Annotated in this window: 20 protein-coding genes; 14 read left to right on the forward strand and 6 right to left on the reverse strand. The window is 65.9% G+C overall.

What is annotated here, in order from left to right:
- The first annotated feature begins 21 nt into the window (after nt 1-21).
- From KHO41_RS15360 to KHO41_RS15400, 9 genes are all read left to right on the forward strand, one after another.
- Nucleotides 22-1,209 carry a lipid-transfer protein gene (locus tag KHO41_RS15360; protein ID WP_211954138.1) on the forward strand — a complete coding sequence of 396 codons (1,188 nt, stop codon included), beginning with the start codon at nt 22-24 and terminating at the stop codon, nt 1,207-1,209.
- A gap of 19 nt (nt 1,210-1,228) precedes the next feature.
- The gene (locus KHO41_RS15365; protein WP_211954139.1) at nt 1,229-1,672 is read left to right on the forward strand and encodes a MaoC family dehydratase N-terminal domain-containing protein; all 444 of its coding nucleotides are present in this window, start codon (nt 1,229-1,231) and stop codon (nt 1,670-1,672) included.
- A 10-nt stretch (nt 1,673-1,682) separates the two neighbouring features.
- On the forward strand, nt 1,683-2,099 hold the full coding sequence (locus KHO41_RS15370) for a MaoC family dehydratase (RefSeq protein ID WP_211954140.1): 417 nt from the start codon (nt 1,683-1,685) through the stop codon (nt 2,097-2,099).
- A gap of 52 nt (nt 2,100-2,151) precedes the next feature.
- A complete protein-coding gene (locus KHO41_RS15375) occupies nt 2,152-2,982 on the forward strand; it encodes an SDR family NAD(P)-dependent oxidoreductase (protein ID WP_211954141.1) in 831 nt (276 codons plus the stop codon).
- A gap of 18 nt (nt 2,983-3,000) precedes the next feature.
- Entirely contained in the window at nt 3,001-4,149 is a 1,149-nt protein-coding gene (locus tag KHO41_RS15380) for an acyl-CoA dehydrogenase family protein (protein WP_211954142.1), read from the forward strand.
- Nucleotides 4,150-4,250: 101 nt separating this feature from the next.
- Nucleotides 4,251-5,252, forward strand: a complete 1,002-nt coding sequence (locus tag KHO41_RS15385) for a Bug family tripartite tricarboxylate transporter substrate binding protein (RefSeq protein ID WP_211954143.1) — start codon at nt 4,251-4,253, stop codon at nt 5,250-5,252.
- 87 nt (nt 5,253-5,339) lie between these two features.
- Entirely contained in the window at nt 5,340-6,254 is a 915-nt protein-coding gene (locus tag KHO41_RS15390; RefSeq protein WP_211954144.1) for a TauD/TfdA dioxygenase family protein, read from the forward strand.
- Nucleotides 6,255-6,283: 29 nt separating this feature from the next.
- Complete coding sequence (locus tag KHO41_RS15395) at nt 6,284-7,732, forward strand: aldehyde dehydrogenase family protein (RefSeq protein WP_211954145.1); 1,449 nt, start codon at nt 6,284-6,286, stop codon at nt 7,730-7,732.
- A gap of 16 nt (nt 7,733-7,748) precedes the next feature.
- Nucleotides 7,749-9,389, forward strand: a complete 1,641-nt coding sequence (locus tag KHO41_RS15400; RefSeq protein ID WP_211954146.1) for a GMC family oxidoreductase — start codon at nt 7,749-7,751, stop codon at nt 9,387-9,389.
- A 98-nt stretch (nt 9,390-9,487) separates the two neighbouring features.
- Here the strand turns inward: KHO41_RS15400 and KHO41_RS15405 are convergent, their stop codons facing one another.
- The 4 genes from KHO41_RS15405 to KHO41_RS15420 all read right to left on the reverse strand — a co-directional run bounded on the left by KHO41_RS15405 (nt 9,488) and on the right by KHO41_RS15420 (nt 12,663).
- Nucleotides 9,488-9,823: a hypothetical protein gene (locus tag KHO41_RS15405; protein WP_211954147.1), complete on the reverse strand. Its 336-nt coding sequence runs from the start codon at nt 9,821-9,823 to the stop codon at nt 9,488-9,490.
- A 416-nt stretch (nt 9,824-10,239) separates the two neighbouring features.
- Nucleotides 10,240-11,496 (reverse strand): phosphoglycerate dehydrogenase, encoded by a 1,257-nt coding sequence (serA, locus tag KHO41_RS15410; protein ID WP_342344461.1) that lies wholly within the window; start codon nt 11,494-11,496, stop codon nt 10,240-10,242.
- A 97-nt stretch (nt 11,497-11,593) separates the two neighbouring features.
- On the reverse strand, nt 11,594-12,115 hold the full coding sequence (locus KHO41_RS15415) for a hypothetical protein (RefSeq protein WP_211954203.1): 522 nt from the start codon (nt 12,113-12,115) through the stop codon (nt 11,594-11,596).
- Nucleotides 12,116-12,207: 92 nt separating this feature from the next.
- Entirely contained in the window at nt 12,208-12,663 is a 456-nt protein-coding gene (locus KHO41_RS15420) for a universal stress protein (protein ID WP_211954149.1), read from the reverse strand.
- Nucleotides 12,664-12,924: 261 nt separating this feature from the next.
- Here KHO41_RS15420 and KHO41_RS15425 point away from each other — a divergent pair, with 261 nt between their 5' ends.
- On the forward strand, nt 12,925-13,755 hold the full coding sequence (locus KHO41_RS15425; protein WP_211954150.1) for a universal stress protein: 831 nt from the start codon (nt 12,925-12,927) through the stop codon (nt 13,753-13,755).
- 40 nt (nt 13,756-13,795) lie between these two features.
- On the opposite strand, the gene cysK is transcribed toward KHO41_RS15425, so the two are convergent.
- The gene (cysK, locus tag KHO41_RS15430) at nt 13,796-14,713 is read right to left on the reverse strand and encodes a cysteine synthase A (RefSeq protein ID WP_211954151.1); all 918 of its coding nucleotides are present in this window, start codon (nt 14,711-14,713) and stop codon (nt 13,796-13,798) included.
- A 97-nt stretch (nt 14,714-14,810) separates the two neighbouring features.
- Entirely contained in the window at nt 14,811-16,550 is a 1,740-nt protein-coding gene (gene ybaL, locus KHO41_RS15435; RefSeq protein ID WP_211954152.1) for a YbaL family putative K(+) efflux transporter, read from the reverse strand.
- A 321-nt stretch (nt 16,551-16,871) separates the two neighbouring features.
- Here ybaL and KHO41_RS15440 point away from each other — a divergent pair, with 321 nt between their 5' ends.
- The 4 genes from KHO41_RS15440 to KHO41_RS15455 all read left to right on the forward strand — a co-directional run bounded on the left by KHO41_RS15440 (nt 16,872) and on the right by KHO41_RS15455 (nt 20,447).
- Nucleotides 16,872-17,825 carry a LysR family transcriptional regulator gene (locus tag KHO41_RS15440; RefSeq protein ID WP_211954153.1) on the forward strand — a complete coding sequence of 318 codons (954 nt, stop codon included), beginning with the start codon at nt 16,872-16,874 and terminating at the stop codon, nt 17,823-17,825.
- A gap of 147 nt (nt 17,826-17,972) precedes the next feature.
- Nucleotides 17,973-18,569: an AraC family transcriptional regulator gene (locus KHO41_RS15445; protein ID WP_211954154.1), complete on the forward strand. Its 597-nt coding sequence runs from the start codon at nt 17,973-17,975 to the stop codon at nt 18,567-18,569.
- A gap of 510 nt (nt 18,570-19,079) precedes the next feature.
- Nucleotides 19,080-19,970 (forward strand): HpcH/HpaI aldolase/citrate lyase family protein, encoded by an 891-nt coding sequence (locus KHO41_RS15450; protein ID WP_211954155.1) that lies wholly within the window; start codon nt 19,080-19,082, stop codon nt 19,968-19,970.
- Nucleotides 19,971-19,991: 21 nt separating this feature from the next.
- A complete protein-coding gene (locus KHO41_RS15455; RefSeq protein WP_211954156.1) occupies nt 19,992-20,447 on the forward strand; it encodes a MaoC family dehydratase in 456 nt (151 codons plus the stop codon).
- The last annotated feature ends 16 nt before the right edge of the window (nt 20,448-20,463 follow it).

Raw genomic sequence — 20,463 nt, forward strand, 5'->3', positions numbered from 1 at the left:
AACTCCCAACAGGAAATCGACATGAGCAACAAAGTGGTAGTGGCCGGCGTCGGCATGATCCCGTTCACCAAGCCGGGCGCCAGCGATGATTATGGCGTGATGGGCGCCAATGCGGCCAAGGCCGCGCTGGCTGATGCCGGCATCGACTACGCGCTGGTCGAGCAGGCCTATGTGGGCTATGTCTTCGGCGATTCGACCTCGGGCCAGGCCGCCATCTACGGCGTTGGCCTGACCGGCATTCCGGTCATCAACGTCAACAACAACTGCGCCACCGGCTCGACCGCGCTGTTCCTGGCACGCCAGGCAGTGGAAAGCGGCGCGATCGAATGCGCCATCGCGGTCGGCTTCGAGCAGATGGTGCCGGGCGCGCTCAAGGGCGCCTATACCGACCGACCGGGCCCGATGGAGCGCTTTGCGAAGACCATGGCGCAGGTCCAGGGCTTCGACGAGCAGGCGCCGCGCGCGGCCCAGTTCTTCGGCGGCGCGGGCCGTGCGTATATGAAGGAATACGGCATCCGCCCGGACACCTTCGCGCGCATCTCGGTCAAGGCGCGCCAGCATGCCGCGCGCAACCCATTCGCAGTGTTCCGCAATACCGTGACGCTGGAAGAGGTCATGGCCGCGCCGACCGTGTTCGACCCGCTGACACGCCTGCAGTGCTGCCCGCCGACCTGCGGCGCTGCCGCCGCAATCCTGTGCACGGAAGCGTTCGCGCGCAAGCATGGCCTCGACACGCGCGTGAGGATCGCCGCACAAGCCATGACCACGGACCGCAACAGCACCTTCGACGAAGGGGATATGCGCAAGGTGGTGGGCTACGACATGACCGCTGCCGCAGCGAGCTCAGTCTACGAGAAGGCCGGTGTTGCGCCGACCGACATCGACGTGGTGGAACTGCACGACTGCTTCACCGCCAACGAGCTGATTACCTATGAAGGCCTGGGCCTGACCCCGGTCGGTACCGCCGAGAAATTCATCGTCGATGGCGACAACACTTACGGCGGCCGCGTGGTCACCAATCCGTCGGGCGGCCTGCTGTCCAAGGGCCATCCGCTGGGTGCCACCGGCCTTGCGCAATGCGCCGAACTCGTCTGGCAACTGCGCGGCAAGGCCGGTGACCGCCAGGTCGAAGGCGCGCGCCTGGCACTGCAGCACAACCTCGGCCTCGGCGGCGCCTGCGTGGTGACGCTGTACGAACGCCAGCAGTAAGCGCAAAGGACGCAGCAAGATGATCGACAAGATGCATATCGGCGCGCTGATCTCGCGCCATTCCGTCGACGTGGAGGCCGGACGCCTGCGCTTCTTCGCCAAGGCGACGGGCCAGACCGACGCGCGCTACACCGACCTCGCCGCGGCCGAGGCTGCGGGCTATCCGGATCTGCCGGTACCGCCCACTTTCCTGTTCTGCCTCGAAATGGAATCGCCGAACCCGCGCGCCATGATCGAGCGGCTGAACATCGATATCGGCAAGGTCCTGCATGGCCAGCAGCATTTCGAATACCACCGCATGGCCTATGCGGGCGAGTGCCTGACTTTCGAAACCCGCGTGGCCGACATCTATGACAAGAAGGGCGGCGCACTGGAGTTCGTGGTGCGTGAAACCCGCGTGACCGACGCCAAGGGCGACCCGGTCGCCGACCTGCGCAGCACCATCGTCGTGCGCAACAGCTAAGGAGACAGCCATGCAGACCCTCCGCTTTGATGAGATCGCGGTCGGCACGGAGCTGCCGTCCTTCACCGCGCCACCGTTGAGCCGCCTCACGCTGGCGCTGTACGCCGGTGCCTCGGGCGATCACAACCCGATCCATGTCGATATCGACTTCGCGCGCAAGGCCGGCATGCCGGACGTGTTCGCGCACGGCATGCTGTCGATGGCCTACCTTGGCCGGCTGCTGACCAACTGGGTGCCGCAGCAGGCCATTCACAACTTCTCGGTGCGCTTTGCCGCGATCACCCATGTTGGCGACGAGATCGTTTGCACGGGCAAGGTTGTGGAAAAGGACGACGCCGCGCGCACCGTGCGCGTGGCACTGGAGACCCGCAACCAGGCGGGTGAAATCAAGCTGTCGGGCGATGCACTGATCGCCCTTGCCGCGTGACGCGGCATCTGGCAGCCGGACCAATCAACAGATCAGCAAAGGAGTACAGGAAATGAGCAAGCTCGTCGACAAGGTCGCCATCGTTTCGGGTTCGGGCCGCGGCATCGGCCGAGAAATCGCGTTGAAGCTCGCCAGCGAAGGCGCGGCCGTCGTGATCAATGACCTGGACGCGGAACCGGCACAGGCCGTGGTGCAGGAGATCGTCGCCGCTGGCGGCAAGGCCGTGGCGTGTGTGGGCAGCGTGACCGAAGCCGATTTCGGCACCCGCTTCGTTGGTACCGCGCTGCAGACCTTCGGTCGCCTGGACATCATCGTCAACAACGCCGGCTACACCTGGGACAACGTGATCCAGAAGATGACCGACGAACAGTGGTCGGCCATCATGGACGTGCACGTGACCGCGCCGTTCCGCATCCTGCGCGCCGCCGCCGACTACTTCCGCGAAGCCGCCAAGAAGGAAGCCGAGGCCGGCCAGGAAGTGTTCCGCAAGGTGGTCAACATCTCGTCGGTATCGGGCGTGATGGGCAACGCCGGCCAGGCCAACTACTCGGCCGGCAAGGCCGCCATCAACGGCCTGACCAAGGCGCTCGCCAAGGAGTGGGGCCGCTACAAGGTCAACGTCAACAGCGTGGCGTTCGGCCTGATCAAAACTCGCCTCACGGAGGCTACCGCTGGCTCGGAAAACACCTCGACGCTGAACATCGGCGGCAACGAGATCAAGGTCGGCGTGAATCCGCAGCTCATGAAGAACATCGAGGCGATGATTCCGCTGGGCCGCGGGGGCACGCCGGTTGAGGCAGCAGGCTCGGTGTACCTGCTGTGCATTCCCGAGTCGAACTACATCACCGGCCAGGTGCTGATCTGCGGCGGCGGCCGTCCCTGATTGAAGCGGAGCGAGGATATGGCATTCAATCAACGACCCTGGATCACCGACGACCTGGCGATGTTCCAGGACGCCATCCGCAAGTTCATCGAGCGCGAACTGGTTCCGCATGAGGACCGCTGGTGGAAGCAGCAGCACGTCGACCGCGAGATCTGGCGCAAGGCCGGCGAGATGGGCATGCTGTGCGCGAGCATTCCCGAGGAATACGGCGGTGGCGGCGGCACCTTTGCGCACGAGGCCATCATCACGCTGGAACAGTCGCGTGCTGGCGTGAGCAGCCTGGGCACCAACGTGCACAGCGGCATCGTCGCCCACTACATCCTGCGCTACGGCACCGAAGCGCAGAAGCGCAACTGGCTGCCGAAGATGGCCAGCGGCGAAATGGTGGCGGCCATTGCCATGTCGGAGCCCGGTGCGGGATCGGATCTCAAGAGCATCAAGGCGCGCGCCGTTCGCGACGGCGACCAGTATGTGCTGAACGGCTCGAAGACCTTCATCACCAATGGCTACCTGGCCGACCTGATCCTCGTGGTCTGCAAGACCGACCCGGACAAGGGCGCGAAGGGTGTGTCGATCGTCGTGGTTGAGACGGAAAACCTGCCGGGCTTCCGCCGCGGCCGCATCCTGGAAAAGATCGGCCAGAAGGGGCAGGACACGGCAGAGCTGTTCTTCGACGACGTGCGCGTGCCCTGCTCGAACCTGCTGGGCACGGAGGAAGGCAAAGGCTTCTACCAGCTCATGCAGCAGCTTCCGCAGGAGCGCATGATCATCGCGCTGGGCGCGCTGTCCGCCATGGAGCGCGCGGTGGAACTGACCGCCGACTACGTGCGCGAACGCAAGGTGTTCGGCGCGACGCTGCTCGACATGCAGAACACGCGCTTCACGCTGGCCGAGTGCAAGACCAAGGCGGTCATCGCCGGGGCCTTTGTCGACGACTGCATGGCCAAGGTCCTGCGCGACGAGCTCGATCCCGAGACCGCCGCCATGGCCAAGTGGTGGGGCACGCAGACGAGCTGCGAAATCATCGACGAATGCCTGCAGCTTCACGGCGGCTACGGCTACATGATGGAGTACCCGATCGCGCGCATGTACGTGAATGCTCGCGTGGGCAAGATCTACGGCGGCTCGAACGAGATCATGAAGGAGATCATCGCGCGCACGCTCTGATATCAGCAGCACCGCAGGACCGTGGCTGCATGACCAGGCCCGCCAGAGGCCGGCTGCAGCCGCTAATCAGCCAGAACCAATGACAAAGTGGAGACAGCAAGATGCAGCAGCAAAGGCGAAAGGTTTTGCAGCAGTTGGGGTTCGGTTTGGCAGGCGCGGCATTCGGAGGCATCGGCCTCAATGCCAGGGCGCAGGCCAATGCGGCCGGGTTCCCTTCGCGCGCGGTGCGCGTGGTGTACCCGTACCAGGCGGGCGGTACCGGCGACGTGGTCGCGAGGCAGATTGCCGAGGGCCTTGCCAAGGCGTGGGGCAAGCCGGTCATCGTTGACAACCGGCCCGGCGCCGGCGGCATGATCGGTGCCGACATGGTCGCTAAGGCCGATCCGGACGGCCATACGCTGCTGCTGACGCTGACCGGCATGGTGCAGGCGCCAAGCCTGTACAGCAAGGCGCCGTACAACCCGGTGCGCGATTTCGCTCCGGTCTCTGAGCTTGCCACGTCGAACCTTGCGCTGGTGGTGCAGCCCTCGCTGGGCGTGAACAGCGTGAAGCAGCTGATCGAATACATCGGCAAGCAGGGGAAGCCGCTGGCCTATGGCTCCTATGGCCTGGGTTCGAGCGGCCATCTGCAGATGGAAATCTTCGGACGCAACGCGAAAGTGGCGCTCACGCATGTGCCTTACAAGGGCGAGGCGCCAATGATCAACGACCTGCTGGGCGGGCAGCTTCCGGCCGGCATGATCGCCGCGGTCAGTGCGCGCCAGCATGTCGCCGCTGGCAAGTTGCGGGTGCTCGCTGTCGCCGGCGCGGCGCGTTCGCCGATGCTGCCTGACGTGCCGACGTTTTCCGAAGCTGGCGTGCGTGGGCTCGAGCGGCAGGGATGGGTGGGCATGTTCGCGCCCGCCGCGACGCCGCGTGCCATCGTGGAAAAGGTGTCGGCCGACGTCAACCGCACGCTGACCAACCCCGATTTCCGCGCGCGCATGGTCGATCTTGGGATCGTGCTCAAGGGCAGCACGCCATCGGCCTTCTCCGAAGTCGTCAAGGCCGAACAGGCCTACTGGGCCGAAGCGATCCGGGCTTCCGACATCCGTCTCGACTGACGCGCGCGAGAACACGCTGCGAACCGCCGTGGGGGGGGCGGGCGCGCCCCCCCCCCCACGACCCTGTACCTTATGCGAGGAGACAATATGATCCATAGCAACGCTGCCGTTCAACTGAAGGATGCATCCGCCGCACCGGAAACGGCTGGCTACCAGGGCTTCACCATTACCCGCATGACGCCCACGATTGGCGTCGAGGTCGACGGGATCGACCTGCGATCGCCGCTGGACGACGCCACCGTCGCCTCGCTGCGCCAGGCGCTGGTGCGCCACAAGGTGCTGTTCTTCCGCGACCAGGACATCACGCCGGCCCAGCACGTCCAGCTTGCGCGCCGCTTTGGCGAACTCGAAGTCCATCCTGTATTTGCGCATCACGAGGACCATCCCGAACTGGTGCTGCTCGGCGGAAACAAGGACATGCGCGGCCGCGAGAACATCTACCACTCCGACGTCTCGTGGCGCGAGGTGCCATCGATGGCGTCGATGCTGCGCTGCGTGGAATGCCCCGACGCCGGCGGCGACACGATCTGGGTCGATATGGCACGTGCCTACGCGGCCCTGCCCGACGCCGTCAAGGAGCGGATCGATGGACTCTATGCGGTCCACGACATCATGCCCGGCTTCGGCGCGCGGATGACTCCGGAGGAACGTGAGGTCAACCGCAAGAAATTCCCTGCCGTCACGCACCCGGTCGTACGCACGCACCCCGAGAGCGGCGAAAGGATCCTCTACGTCAATGAAGGGTTCGTCACGCATCTCGCGAACTTCGGCGAGAAGGCGCAGTTCCGCGTGGGCTTCGATTTCCGCTATGGCGAACTCGATCTGCTGCAGTACCTGTACCGCCAGGCCGCCGTGCCCGAGTACCAGGTCCGCCTGAAGTGGAGGCCCAACACCATTGCGCTCTGGGATAACCGTTCCACGCAGCACTACGCCGTGCAGGACTATTTCCCCGCGGTACGCCGAATGATGCGCGCGACCATCATCGGCGACAAACCTTTCTGAAGCGCCCCCACTTTCAGGAGCAACGATCGATGCACAATCTCAATACGTTCTATATCGGGGGCGAGTGGGTGAAGCCCGCTGATGGCGCTACGCTGGCGGACCTCGTCAACCCGGCGACGGAGGCCGTGATCGGCACCATCGCCATGGGCGGTGCCGCCGATGTCGACCGCGCCGTGGCGGCCGCGCGCGACGCGTTCGCATCGTGGTCCAGGTCCAGCCGCGAGGAACGCCTGGCGCTGCTGCGCCGCATTGCCGACGGCTACAAGGCGCGCATCGGCGAGATTGCCGAGGCCATCAGCACGGAGATTGGCGCGCCAATCTGGCTATGCCGTGAATACCAGGCCCCGATGGGTTTGGTACAGATCCAGGCGGCCATTGCAGCGCTCGAAGCGTTCGAGTTTGTCACGGTCAAGGGCACGACGCAGGTCGTGCGCGAGGCGGTCGGCGTGGCCGCGCTGATCACGCCGTGGAACTGGCCGGTCAACCAGATTGCCGCCAAGGTGGCGCCGGCCCTGGCGGCCGGTTGCACTGTGGTGCTCAAGCCATCGGAAATCGCGCCGCTCGACGCGCGCATCTTTGCGGAGATCGTGCAGGAGGCCTGCCAGGCCACGTCGACGCCCGCAGGCGTGTTCAATATGTTGTTCGGCACGGGGCCGGCGGTCGGCGCGGCGTTGTCGCGCCATCCCGATGTCGACATGGTGTCCATCACAGGCTCCACGCGCGCCGGCGTGGACGTGGCCATGCAGGCCGCGCCTACGGTGAAGCGCGTCGCGCAGGAACTTGGCGGCAAGTCGCCCAATGTCATCCTCGATGATGCCGATCTCAAGGCCGCGGTCTCTCAGGGCGTGGTGAGCTGCATGCTGAATTCCGGCCAGACCTGCACGGCGCCGACGCGCATGCTGGTGCCGCGCGCGCAATACCAGTTGGCCATCGCGATTGCGCAAGCGACGGTGCAGGCGCTGACCGTCGGCGAGCCCGGTTCGCCCGACAGCAAGCTCGGACCCAGTTCCAACCGTGCGCAATACGAACGTGTCCAGCGCATGATCGAAGCCGGTATCCGGGAAGGCGCACGCGTCGTGGCCGGTGGTCCGGGCCGCCCGGAAGGACTTGCGCAGGGCTTCTACAACCGCCCGACGGTATTCGCTGACGTCAGCAACGACATGACCATTGCACGCGAGGAGATCTTCGGCCCGGTGCTGTCGATGATTCCCTACGACGACGAAGCCGAGGCAATCCGCATCGCCAACGACACGCCCTACGGGCTTGCTGCCTATGTCTGGTCGGGCGACCCGGCGCGTGCGCGCCGCGTGGCGGGAGAACTGCGCGCGGGCTCCGTGCAGATCAACGGCGCGAAGATGGATTTCAGCGCGCCGTTCGGCGGCTACAAGACATCGGGCAATGGCCGCGAGTTCGGCGCGTATGGCCTGGCCGAGTTCCTCGAATACAAGTCGGTCGCCGGCTGTGCCGTGGTTGCATGAAGGAGTGACCGCTTACATGGAAACGTTTGACTATCTTGTGGTGGGCGCGGGATCGGCAGGCTGCGCCATTGCGGCAAGGCTGGCCGAGGATCCCGCCGTGACGGTGGCTCTGATCGAGGCGGGTCCGAGCGACCACCACATCAGCGTGTGGATGCCGATCGGCATGGCATCGACCGTGCCGAAGGCCGGTGCGCGCAACTACGGCTATTACACCGCGCCGCAGGATGCGTTCAATGGCCGTCAGAGCTACCAGCCGCGCGGCAAGGGCCTCGGCGGCAGTTCGTCGATCAATGGCATGGTCTATATTCGCGGCCACCGCAACGACTATGACGACTGGGCGCGTCTGGGTTGTACCGGCTGGGGCTACGAAGACGTGCTGCCGTACTTCCGGCGCAGCGAGCACCACGAGGACTTCAGCGGCCGCGACGACAACCCATGGCACGGTGGCGCGGGCCCGCTGCGCGTCAGCAACCTGCGCTCGCCCAACCCATTCTCCAACCGCTTCGTCCAGGCGGCGATCCAGGCTGGCTATGCGGCTAACGGCGACTTCAACGGCGCGCAGCAGGATGGCGCCGGGCTTTACCACGTCACGCAGCATCGCGGCGAGCGCTGGAACACAGCGCGGGCCTACCTGCACCAGGGCGATGCGGGCGACAAGACCCTGAGTGGCCGCCGCCGCAATCTGTCGGTGCTGGTCGAGACCGAGGTGCTGCGCATTGACTTTGATGGTACCCGCGCGGCTGGCCTGACCGTCGTGCGCGGCGGCGTCCAACAGAGGCTGGCGGCACGGCGCGAAGTCATCGTCAGCGCCGGGGCGTTCAACTCGCCGCAGCTACTGCTCGCGTCGGGCGTGGGGCCTGCGCAGGAACTGCTTGACCTCGGCATCCGTGTGGTCGCCGACGTGCCCGGCGTGGGCAAGAACCTTCAGGACCATCCAGATGTGATCGTCAACAAGCAGGTGCGGTCGTTCGACCTGTTCGGCCATTCGCTGCCGGGCTTCGCCAGGCTGTCCATGGAGTTGCTGCGCTATCGGCGCAAGCGTACCGGCATGCCGAGCAGCAACTTCGCCGAAGCGGGCGCTTTTATCCGGAGCCGGCAGGGACTGGTGGCTCCGGACATCCAGCTTCACTTTGTGCCGGCGCTGCTCAACCATGGCGGCGACAAGAAGAGGCTTGGCCACGGCTATTCCTGCCACGCCTGCGTGCTGCGACCGCAAAGCCGCGGCGAAGTGCGCCTGCGTTCGGCGGACATGCGCGAGGCGCCGCTGATCGATCCCCGCTTCCTCAGCGACGAGGAGGATATGGTTGGCATGGTGGCCGGCGTGCGCGCGATCCGCCGGATCTTCGCGCAGCAGGCGCTGGCCAGCGCCGGCGGCCGCGAGTTGTTCACCGACGAATTTGGCCCGGGTGAGGGTCACCAGCAAGCCATCGAAGCCTTCGTGCGCGAGCGGACCGACAGCGTCTACCACCCGGTCGGCACCTGCAAGATGGGCGTGGATGACATGGCGGTGGTCGATCCCGCCTTGCGTGTACGCGGTGTGCAGGGTCTGCGCGTGGTCGATGCATCGATCATGCCGACGCTGGTGGCAGGCAACACCAATGCGCCGGCGATCATGATCGCCGAGAAGGCGGCGGACCTGATCCGGGCCGGCGACTAAGGGAACGGCGCTGCAATGGTCGCGCCGGCCCGCGAGGCTGTGAGGTGCTGCGGGCCGGGGCGTCGGACGCTTCTTCGCGAGAACGTCCGGAGCCGGTTTCAGAGATAGGTAGCCACGACCACGTACGCGTTCGTGGCGCCACGGCGGCCAATCGGCTCCAGCCTCAACTGGGCCGCGCCCACTCGGGCGCTTGTGGGCTTGCCGAGGCCTGCCGCGCGCAACGCCTTGCTGACCGGGCGCCCCGCCGGTGTCAGGCAGGTGGCGTTGACCCCTTGCGCGTCCGCTTCGAACCCGCACGAGGGCTCGGTGATCGCACCCTGGAACGTGATGGTGCCGGACTGCGCGGCCGCACCGCCGGCGATACCGGCCGCTACACACAACGATAATCCGACCCGTCGTGCCCATGCCGGCACGCGCCTTTCCCTTCCGTCCATATCGATTCCCTCCATGGTGGATGCCACGTGACTGTTGCCGTGTGGCGCGGAGCGCGACCGCTGTCAGTGCTCCTGTCGCCAATAGCGGCGTGCCAGGGCCGGGCTTTAGTAATTCCCTTAAAAATATTGCAGCCTGTTGACTTCTGATGCGGTCCGGCGGCGACGAGTACGGCCGATGGCGCGAAAACGCGATGTTCGCGCTGAAGCTATTTGGCGCCCGCGGGATAGCTTCGGGCAAGGTCGGTGGCTGCGCTGCAGCGCATTCTTACCGGCCGCGGCGGACTTTCGAGCGCAGCGGAAGAAGATGCGGGCAGATTCTCGGAAAAGAAGCGTCATCCGCTGTCGGGCTTCATGCGTTGCATGCGGTCCGGCAGCGGATGTGGTGGGACAGGGAAGGTCGGCGCGAAGCGCGGGAGTTACCGCACCAGCAGCCGCGAACGCACGAAGCCGGCATGCGTTCGCAGCGATTCCATCAGCGCGTCGGACGGCGCGCGGTCCAGATCCGTGACGACGTAGCCGGTATGGCCGCGCGTCTGCAGATGCTGGCCGTTGATGTTGACGCCATCCTGGGCCAGCAGCGTGTTCAGTGCGGCGAGCGCGCCCGGAGCATTGCTGTGGATGTTGAGCAGGCGTGCCGGCGCGTGCAGCGGGCCGGGATCGACTTCAGGGAAGTTGACGGCGCCGATGGTGCCGCCGGTGTTCAGGAAATTCAGCAGCTTGGCGGCGACCTCCGTGCCGATGTTCTCCTGCGCCTCTTCGGTGCTGCCGCCGATGTGCGGCGTCAACAGGACATTCGGAAGCTGCTGCAGCGGGCTGACGAACGGATCGTTGTTCGTCTTGGGCTCTTCCGGAAACACGTCGATTGCCGCGCCGCCCAGGCGCTTGTCGCGCAGCGCCGCCGCAAGCGCGTCGATATCCACCACGGTGCCGCGCGATGCGTTGATCAGGATCGCACCCGGCTTGAATTGGGCAAGCACGTGGGCATCGATCATGTTGCGCGTGCGGGCCGTGGCGGGCACGTGCAGCGTGACCACGTCCGCCTGCGACACGGCTTCTTCGAGCGTGCCGGCGGCGCGCGCCGAGCCGAGCGACAGCCGGGCCAGCACGTCGTAGTACACCACGCGCATGCCCATCGACTCGGCCAGTACGCCGACCTGAGAGCCGATATTGCCGTAACCGACGATGGCGATGGTCTTGCCGCGGGCCTCGAACGCGCCGCTGGCGCCCTTGGCCCACTTGCCGGCATGGGCCAGCGCATTCTTTTCCGGGATCTTGCGCAGCAGCATCACGGCCTCGGACACGACCAGTTCGGCTACCGACCGCGTGTTCGAAAACGGCGCGTTGAAGACCGGGATGCCGGCCGCGGTCGCGGCGTCCAGGTCGACCTGCGAGGTGCCGATGCAGAAGCAGCCGATGCTGAGCAGGTCGGGCGCGCTGCGGATATCGTCGCCGCGCAGGTGCGTGGCGGAGCGGATACCCACCAGGTCATGGCTTGCCAGCACCTGGCGCAGTTCGTCGCCGGCGAGCGCGCCGCTGCGGCGCTCGACCTTCAGGCCGGCCTCGCCAAGGCGCGCCGTGGCGCTTGCATGGATGTTTTCGAGCAGGATCGCAGTCGTCACGTTCAGTTTTCCGCGCAATAAGAGGACTAGGAGAGAACAAGGGCGCGCGGGCAGTCTCTGCTGCGGCGCGGCAATGTCTATTCTGCGCGAAAAAGCTGCCGTGCTCCGGGTGCCCCTTCCGCCAACGTTGGCACCATCGGATCCGCCCGGCCTAACGGGAGTGTCCGCGCCGGTCGCCGCCGAGCGGGTCGACGATGATCATGCTTTGCTGCAGCACGCCGCTGTCGTCGAAGTAGCAGCTGAAATGGGCGGTCTGGTAGCCGTCCTTGTACATCCGGTAGGTCCAGGCCTCGCGCTTCATCAGCGGGTAATACTGGGTGGGCTCGCGTGGCTTGCCGAAGCGCTCGAGCACATCCTGCTTGGTCCAGGCTCCCACCTGCGCCTGATAGATTTCAGCTTCCGTCAGCATCTGCCGATAGTTGACGAGCTTGCCGGTCGCGTCAAAGTCCGCGGCATAGACCGTGTGCCCGAGCGGCTGCCCGGAGTAGAGCCAGCGCGACGTGCCGTTCGGAAACCTGAAGGTGTCTGTGGGCTCGCCGAATGTACTGCGCACCGCACTCTGGTCACTGCCGATCAGCCGCTGGCCGGTCTGTTCCGGTTGCAGCGCCGAGCAGGCGCTCAGGGTAAGGGTAAGGGCTGCCATGCAAGCCAGGGTGGCCAGGCGGATTCGCATCATGGGCTCCGGCGGGGGAATCCCGCATGCCCGGATTGTCCGGCCTGCGGCCCGGCGTGCGCAATAGCGCCGGCTGCGGCGGCGCGACGGAACTAGCCCTCGACCTCGCTGCGGATCAGCAGCACCGGGCGGTTGGTCTTGCCAACCACGCCCTCGGAAACGCTGCCCATCAACAGACGCCGTACGCCGCGCCGGCCGTGGGTGCCCAAGACGATCAGGTCGGCATTCCAGGTATCGGCCTGCGCGACGATGGTCGAGGAGATCTGCCCGGGGGCCACGGGCTTTTCGATCAGTTGGGTCACATGCCTGACGCCGGCTGCATCGAGCCTGCTCGCGGCCTCGGCAAGGACTTTGTTGCCGAATGTCAGGATGCCTTGCATCAGGGCCTTGGCGTCGAAGTAGGCGACGTCGAAGAACGCGTCGCTGTCGTCGGCAACGAACAGGGCCTTGACCTCCGCCCCCGTGGCCTTGGCGACTGCGATGGCCTGGCTCAATGCCAGATCGGAAGACTGGCTGCCATCTACGGCGAGCAGGATGCGTTGATACATGGCGGATCTCCGGAGCGTGATGGCGGATAGTCGGGAGTGGCAACGGTTGCCGGTACGCGTGAACGCGTGGATTCAGCGTAGTTGCGTCTGCCGGTGGTGGCTTGACGTGCATCAAGGCTTGCTGCGGCCGACGCGGAATCACGGTCCGGTCGTGCCGCATTGATGCCCGTCAAGCACCTTAGCCGGCAAGTGCCTACACTGGTTCACGTCCCAGGCCGTCCGCGGCGCCGCACTCACGCCTTTGCAAGGAGCAATGAACCGATGGACTACAAGACGATCCTTGTCGCGCTGGGCGACGATCCCGCGCGTGCGGCGCGCTTGCAAGCCGCGCTGGTCCTGTGCCGGCACTTCGGTGCGGGGCTGGTCGGGCTGACCGCAACGGGCACGCAGCTCGAGCCGTTCCGCGGCGCCGGCGACGAGGCGGGCAAGTATGCCGAACAGGCGGCGGCAAGCTTGCAGCGCACCGTGGACGAGCATCTGGCGGCGCTGCAGGCTGCAGTCACGTCATCAGCCAGCGGCATGACCTGCCGACATGCGGTGGTCGAGGCAGAGACAGGCTGGGCGCTCGCGATGGAAGGCCGTTTTGCGGACCTGGTTCTGCCGCCGGCTCTGCAGGCTGGCGATAACGCCCCGGCGCTGATGGCCGAGGAAGCCGAGTATGCGCTGCTCAATGCGGGGCGTCCGATGCTGCTGGTACCGGCCGGTGCCACGCTGGCACCGCAGGGGCATGCATTGGTGGGCTGGGATGGCAGCCAGCCGGCCGCGCGGGCGGTGAGCGATGCGCTGCCGCTGCTGGCGCGGGCGTCTAGCGTAACCGTGGTGGTGGTGGCCGGCGCCAGTGGCGAAGACGAGAAGGAAGCAGGTGGGGAACGGCTGCTGCAGTGGCTGGCAGCGCACGGGATCGAGGCCTGGCTGCGCGTCGAGCGTGGCGGACAGCCGGGCGATGAACTGCTGCGGCTGACCCGGGAACTCGGTGCCGGCCTGCTGGTGGCAGGCGGCTACGGCCGCAGCCGCCTGCGCCAACGCGTGCTGGGCGGCACCACGCGCACGCTGGTGTGGCGCGCCGGGGTGCCGCTGTTCATGTCGCACTGACGCGCGCCCGTGCGCTGGCGCGCAGGCAATCGGCAGAGCCTCAGGCGGGCAGGAAGCCTTCGACCGTCAGGTAACGCTCGCCGGTGTCATAGTTGAAGCCGAGCACGCGGGCGCCGGCCGGTAGCTCGGGCAGCTTGCTCGCGATGGCGGCCAGCGTCGCGCCGGACGAAATGCCGACCAGGATGCCTTCTTCGCGCGCGCAGCGACGTGCCATCTCGCGCGCCGGTTCGGCATCGACCTGGATCACGCCGTCGAGCAGGCCGGTTTTCAGGTTGTCCGGGATAAAGCCGGCGCCGATGCCCTGGATCGGATGCGGCGCGGGCGCGCCACCCGAAATCACCGGCGATGCCGTCGGCTCTACGGCGAACACCTTCAGTTGCGGCCATTTCTGCTTGAGCACCTGCGCGCAGCCCGAGATATGTCCGCCCGTGCCCACGCCGGTAATCAGCGCATCGAGGCCTTCGGGGAAGTCCGCCAGGATTTCCTGCGCGGTGGTGCGCGCATGGACGTCGATGTTGGCCGGATTCTCGAATTGCTGCGGCATCCACGCGCCGGGGATCGAGGCGATCAGTTCCTCGGCGCGGGCGATCGCGCCCTTCATGCCTTTCTCGCGCGGGGTCAGGTCAAAGGTCGCGCCGTAGGCGAGCATCAGCCGGCGGCGTTCGATCGACATGCTGTCCGGCATCACCAGGATCAGCTTGTAGCCCTTGACTGCCGCCACCATCGCCAGGCCGATGCCGGTATTGCCGGAGGTCGGCTCGACAATGGTCCCGCCGGGTTTGAGCACGCCGCGGCGTTCGGCGTCTTCGACCATCGACAGCGCGATACGGTCCTTGATCGAGCCGCCCGGGTTGGATCGCTCCGACTTGATCCAGACTTCGTGGGCGTTACCGAACAGCCGTCGGATACGGATATGCGGCGTATTGCCGATGGTCTGCAGGATGTTGTCTGCCTTCATGTTCTCTCCGGAGAGTTATGCGGGCGCGGCGAACCGCGGCGCGAATGCGTGCCAGACCGGGATTCTATTGAAGTTTGGAGAGCCTTGGTCGCATGCGTCACGCCGCGTGGCCCGCTGCATGGCCATCGGTGTAGGCCTGCGGCCCGGGCGCGAAGCGTTCCAGCACATGGGCCGTCATGCCCTTGGCCAGTTCTTCCTCGCCGTAGAAGACCGTGCCGATTGCCTCCTTGCGCAGCATGACGGACTCGTCTTCATTGTGCGTACGCAGGACGATCTCGATCGATGGATTGAGCGTGCGGGCGGTATCGGCCATTTGCCTGACATCGATTGGATCGGCAATGGCGACCACGAGCATGGCGGCGCGCGCGATATGGGCCTGGATCAGGACAGCGGGATCGGCCGCGTTGCCGGAAACCGCTGCGATGCCGCGATTGCGCAGGCTCTCCACCAACTCGCGGTTCTGTTCAGCGACCACGAACGGAATGCCGCGCGACTGCAGCGCGCTGCCGATGCGACGTCCCACGCGGCCATAGCCGACCAGCACGACCTGGCCCTCGAGATATTTGCGCTCGGTCGTCATCGGCAATTCGGCGTACGGGTCGCCACGCTGCTCCAGGCGCCGGGCCAGTGCCGAGCGCTTGAGGACCCAGCGGCGGAAGGGCTCGTTGACGGCGAACAGCACCGGGTTCAGCGCGATCGAGATCAGCGCGCCTGCCAGCACCAGGCTCATGCCTTCGGCCGGCAGCAGGCCGAGCGAGAGCCCGAGCCCGGCCAGGATGAACGAGAACTCGCCGATCTGCGCCAGGCTGGCCGAGACAGTCAGCGCGGTATTGAGCGGATAGCGGAACGCCAGCACCAGCGCGAACGCTGCAATCGACTTGCCGAGGATGATGATCGCCACCGTGCCGAGCACGTGCAGCGGCTGCTCGATCAGGATCGAGGGCTTGAACAGCATGCCCACCGAGACGAAGAAGAGCACCGAGAACGCATCGCGCAGCGGCAGCGATTCCTGCGCCGCGCGGTGGCTGAACTCGGACTCGCGCATGACCATGCCCGCGAAGAAGGCGCCCAGCGCGAACGAGACACTGAACAACTGCGCCGCGCCATAGGCGATGCCAATCGCCGCCGCAATGACCGACAGCGTGAACAGCTCGCGCGAGCCCGTGCGCGCGACCAGCCACAGGAACCACGGCAGCAAGCGGCGGCCCGCCACCAGCATCAGCGCGATAAAGGCACCGACCTGCAGCAGCGTGAGCGCGATGGTGGTCCACAGCGGCCGGGTCTCCGCCGCGGCCGATGCGTCCGAGCCGCCCAGGATGCCCGCCAGCGGCGGCAGCAGGACCAGCACCAGCACGGTGGCCAGGTCTTCCACCACGAGCCAGCCCACCGCGATACGTCCGTTCATGCTTTCCAGCACGCCGCGCGTTTCCAGCGCCTTGAGCAGCACGACCGTACTCGCGCACGAGAGCGAGAGCCCGAAGATCAGTCCGCTGCCCCAATGCCAGTCCCACAGCCATGCGACGCCGGCGCCGAGCGCCGTGGCCAGCGCCATCTGCACTACCGCGCCGGGCACGGCGATGCGCTTGACCGCCAGCAGGTCCTTGAGCGAGAAGTGCAGCCCCACGCCGAACATCAGCAGCATCACGCCGATCTCGGAAAGCTGCGAGGCCAGATGTACGTCCGCGACAAAGCCGGGCGTGCCCGGGCCGATGATGATGCCGGCCACGAGGTAGCCGACCAGCGCCGGCACCTTGACCCGCTCGGCCAGGAAGCCGAGAACCAGGGCAATGCCGAAGCCGGCGGCAAGCGTGGTGATAAGAGGGATGTTGTGTTCCATGCAGGACGAATGGGAGCGGCGGATTGAAAACGGGGCGGTCCTGCGGCGGAGCCCGGCAGTCCGGTTGCCGGTCGGGCAAGGTCGGGTCTGCCGTGCGCCGGCAGACATACCAGGCCCCTTCATGATAACGGCATATGAAGAAAAGCCGGTCAGAAGGGCAGATTCAGTCGCATGGTAAGTCTCCAATCCACGCATACACCGTCGCGCGAACCCGCTTGGTTGTCCGCAAGGTGCCTGAACTGCCACATTGACGAGGTGGTAGCGCCAACGCTACGCTTGCCCCCACACAGAGCGACTGATCGCCAAAGCAAGGAGACCAAAATGGGCACACTAAGCGTGCATGCCCTGACACGCCGGGTAGACCTCTTCACCCTCCGCTTGTTCCTGACTGTTGTGGACGAGCGCCAGATCCGCCGTGCGGCGATCCGCGAGAACATTGCCGCGTCGGCGGCCACCAAGCGCATCCAGGACCTCGAGGAAATCGCCGGCGTCCAGCTGCTGGACCGCCAGCCGGGTGGCGTCGTTCCGAGCGCGGCAGGCGAGGTACTCGCGCGCCATGTGCGCCTGCTGTTCGAGAACCTGGAGGACATGCGCCGGGAGATCGGCGAGTTCTCGGACGGTGTGCGCGGGCACATCACGGTGGCCACCACGGGCTCGATCATCATCCAGTACCTGGCCCGCGAGATCGGCGAGTTTTCGCGCAATTTCCCGCTGGTCGACGTGGAGCTGAAGCAGGACGCCAACGCGAATGTCGTGCGCGCGGTCGTGTCGGGCGAGGCCGACGTTGCCATCTATGTTGCCAGCAAGCAGCCGGACGAGGACGCCCTCGATACCGTCGCCTACCGCACCGAGCGCCTGGTCGCGCTGGTGCCGCTCGGCCATGCGCTGGCCGACCAGCCGGACGTGGCCTTTGCCGACCTGCTGCGCGAGCCGTTTATCGGCATTCCGCCGTACACGACGCTGATGACCGACGCCCACCACGCCGCGCGCGCGTTGGGCCAGGCGCTGGAGCCGCGTTTCAGCGTTGGCAGCGTGGAGGCGGCGCGCAGCCTCGTGGAAGCGGGACTCGGCGTCACCATCCAGCCCGAATGCATGGTCTCGCTCGAAGCCAGCGCGCGCGTCGCCATGCTGCAACTCAAGGAGCCGTGGGCACTGCGCGGCGTGCATATCGGCACGCGGCGCGGCCGGACCCTGACCGCGGCGACGCGCGCGTTGATCCGCCAGCTTACCGAGCAGCCGGCGCCCGCCGGGAGCCCCTCGGACCACGGCAAGTAGGAGCCCCAAGCCGCCCGGGCCGTGCGCCAGCGTGTGGCGCAGCTAAACGGTGCGTTCGGAAATTGCAGATGGTGCGCGGCCCGGTTAGCGGCGATGATCGGTGCCGATATCCTGCTACCGACCGTTTTCCGAGTCTTCCGATCCACCATGCGCGTCCACCTGCAGTCCTACTCGCACGTCAGCCTGCATCGACTGTTCCTGGCGTTCCCGCTGACCATCGTGCCCACGCATGGCAGGTCTGTTGTCAGGCGGCGCGGCCACGAGCGGCTGCTGGTGCCGGGACACGAGGTCACGATCGAACCGTTCGAGACCGTCGACTTGCATCTGGACGGCAGCAGCGGCCAGCCGTCGTCGTGCACGTTCGAGATCCGGCGCGGCATGCCCGGCACGCCGCAGGATGCCTTGCACCACCGGATTTCCAGGCGCGTTTTCCTGCAGCCGCAGTATGCGTGGAGCGCCGGCTTCATCGCCGAACGGATCGACATGCCGGCATCGCAACTGCGCCGCCTGCTGTTCTCGCAAGGCACTGCGCTGACAGACCTTTGCCGCACGCAGCGACTCATGCGCCTGCTGTTCGAAGCCATGGCGGGCGACGTGGCCATGGCGGACCTGAAGCGGTTTGTCGGATGGCCACCCAATGGTGATGTGGAGTCCGCTTTCTATGATCGCTTCGGTGTGTCCGTACAGACCGCGAGACGGCTGGCCAGTCATCGGGTCCCCGAACTGCGGCGGTCTATTGCCTGAGCGCACCGCATCTCCCTGCAGCAACCCAAAAGCCAAAAGCCAATAGCCATTGGCAAAGCTGATCGCGAACGAATGCGTTCCGTACCCTGAGTGCGGTGCGTAGCGCATTGTCGCGTGCGACGTCTTCTCCGAATATGACTACGACTTCACGCAGGCCTAGGCCATGCGTGCGGCCATCGTCGTCCATGCATTCCCACGCCACGGCGATTCGCGCTACGCGAATCGGTGATTCGCCAGTGACTACTTGAGCGCAAGCGGGAAGCTCAACTAGCATCAAGGCAATCGAACAGACAGATCCATACGGAGACAAGCAGAGCGGCTCGGCGAGCATCGCAGCCGTTCCGCAGCCCCAGCCCCGCGCGGCATCCATGCGTCCGCCGCGGCAGGCGATCCGGGGGCGCGCGTCCTCAACCATCCGCGAATTCGAATCAGCCCGGGAAACCGGGCCTTTATGCAATCGACCATATATCTAACGTTTGTAAGGTAAAGACAAATGACCAGGAGACATGCATGAGCACCCCTTCCATGAAGCCGGTCCGATCGATGCTGTTCGTGCCGGGCAACCGGCCGGAATGGATCGAGAAGTCCATCACGTCGAAAGCCGACGCGCTGATCCTCGATCTGGAAGACAGCGTGCCCGCGGACCTGAAGGTCGAGGCGCGCGGCATCGTCCGCGCGAAGCTCGCGTGGCTGGCGCAGCAGGGCCAGCGCGTATTCGTGCGGATCAACCGCAGTCCGCACCTCTATGACTTCGAGGACATCGTTGCGGTCGTCGGCCCCCATGTCGAAGGCATCGTGATCTCGAAGCCGTGCGGGCCGGAGGACATCGATACCGTGTCGATGATGTTGTCCGAAGCCGAGTACCGCAACGGCACGGCGCTGGGCGCAACACGCGTGATCCCGCTGCTGGAAACCGCTCGCTCGCTCGAGCTTGCCTACGAGATCGCGAAGCGCGACCGCGTCGCCGCAATCTGCGGCTGCACCGCGAAGAACGCCGATGTGGCCCGCGCACTCGGCTATGTCTGGACGCCGGAAGGGCGCGAGAGCCAGTACCTGAAGTCGCGTGCCGTGATGGCCGCGCGCGCTGCCGGCAAGCTGCCCATCGGCGGCGTGTGGCAGCAAGTGCGCGACCTTGACGGCCTGCGCCAGTCGTCGCTGCTGGACCGCAATCTCGGCATGAGCGGCGAGCTGGCGCTGCACCCGACCAATGTCGCCGTGATCAACGAGGTGTACAGCCCGTCGAAGGAAGAGGTCGCCTACTACCAGGGCATGATCGCCGCGCTCGAACAGGCACAGGCCACCGGCCGTGCCGCGACCATCTATGACGGCGAGCACATCGACATCGCCCACGTGAAGACCGCGCGCGAGATCGTCGCGCTTGCCGAATCGTTCAACGCCTGAATTCCAGAAGGAGACATCAAGATGGCCGGACTTTATTTCGAAGATTGCCGTGAAGGCCTGGTGGTCGAACACGCGATCCGCAGGACCGTCACCGAGACGGACAACATCCTGTTTTCCGCGATGACCTACAACTGCGCGCCGCTGCATATCGATGCCGAGTACTGCAAGGATTCCCTCTACGGCCAGCGGCTTGTGAACAGCATGTTCCTGCTGGCGCTCGTGGCCGGTGTCACGGTCTACGAGACCACGCTCGGCACCACGCTGGGCAACCTGGGTTTCCAGGAGATCAAGTTCCCGAAGCCGACGTTCCATGGCGACACCATTCGCGTGCGCACCGAGATCGTCAATGCGCGCCTGTCGAAGAGCCGCAATGACTCGGGCATCGTGACGTTCCGCCATGTCGGCCTGAACCAGCGCGACGAGGAAGTCTGCGTGGCGGTCCGCACGGGCCTGATGAAACTGCGCCCGCAACAGTAAGCCGGCACGACAAAAC

The sequence above is a fragment of the Cupriavidus numazuensis genome, from assembly GCF_905397435.1.
Classification (GTDB): domain Bacteria; phylum Pseudomonadota; class Gammaproteobacteria; order Burkholderiales; family Burkholderiaceae; genus Cupriavidus; species Cupriavidus numazuensis.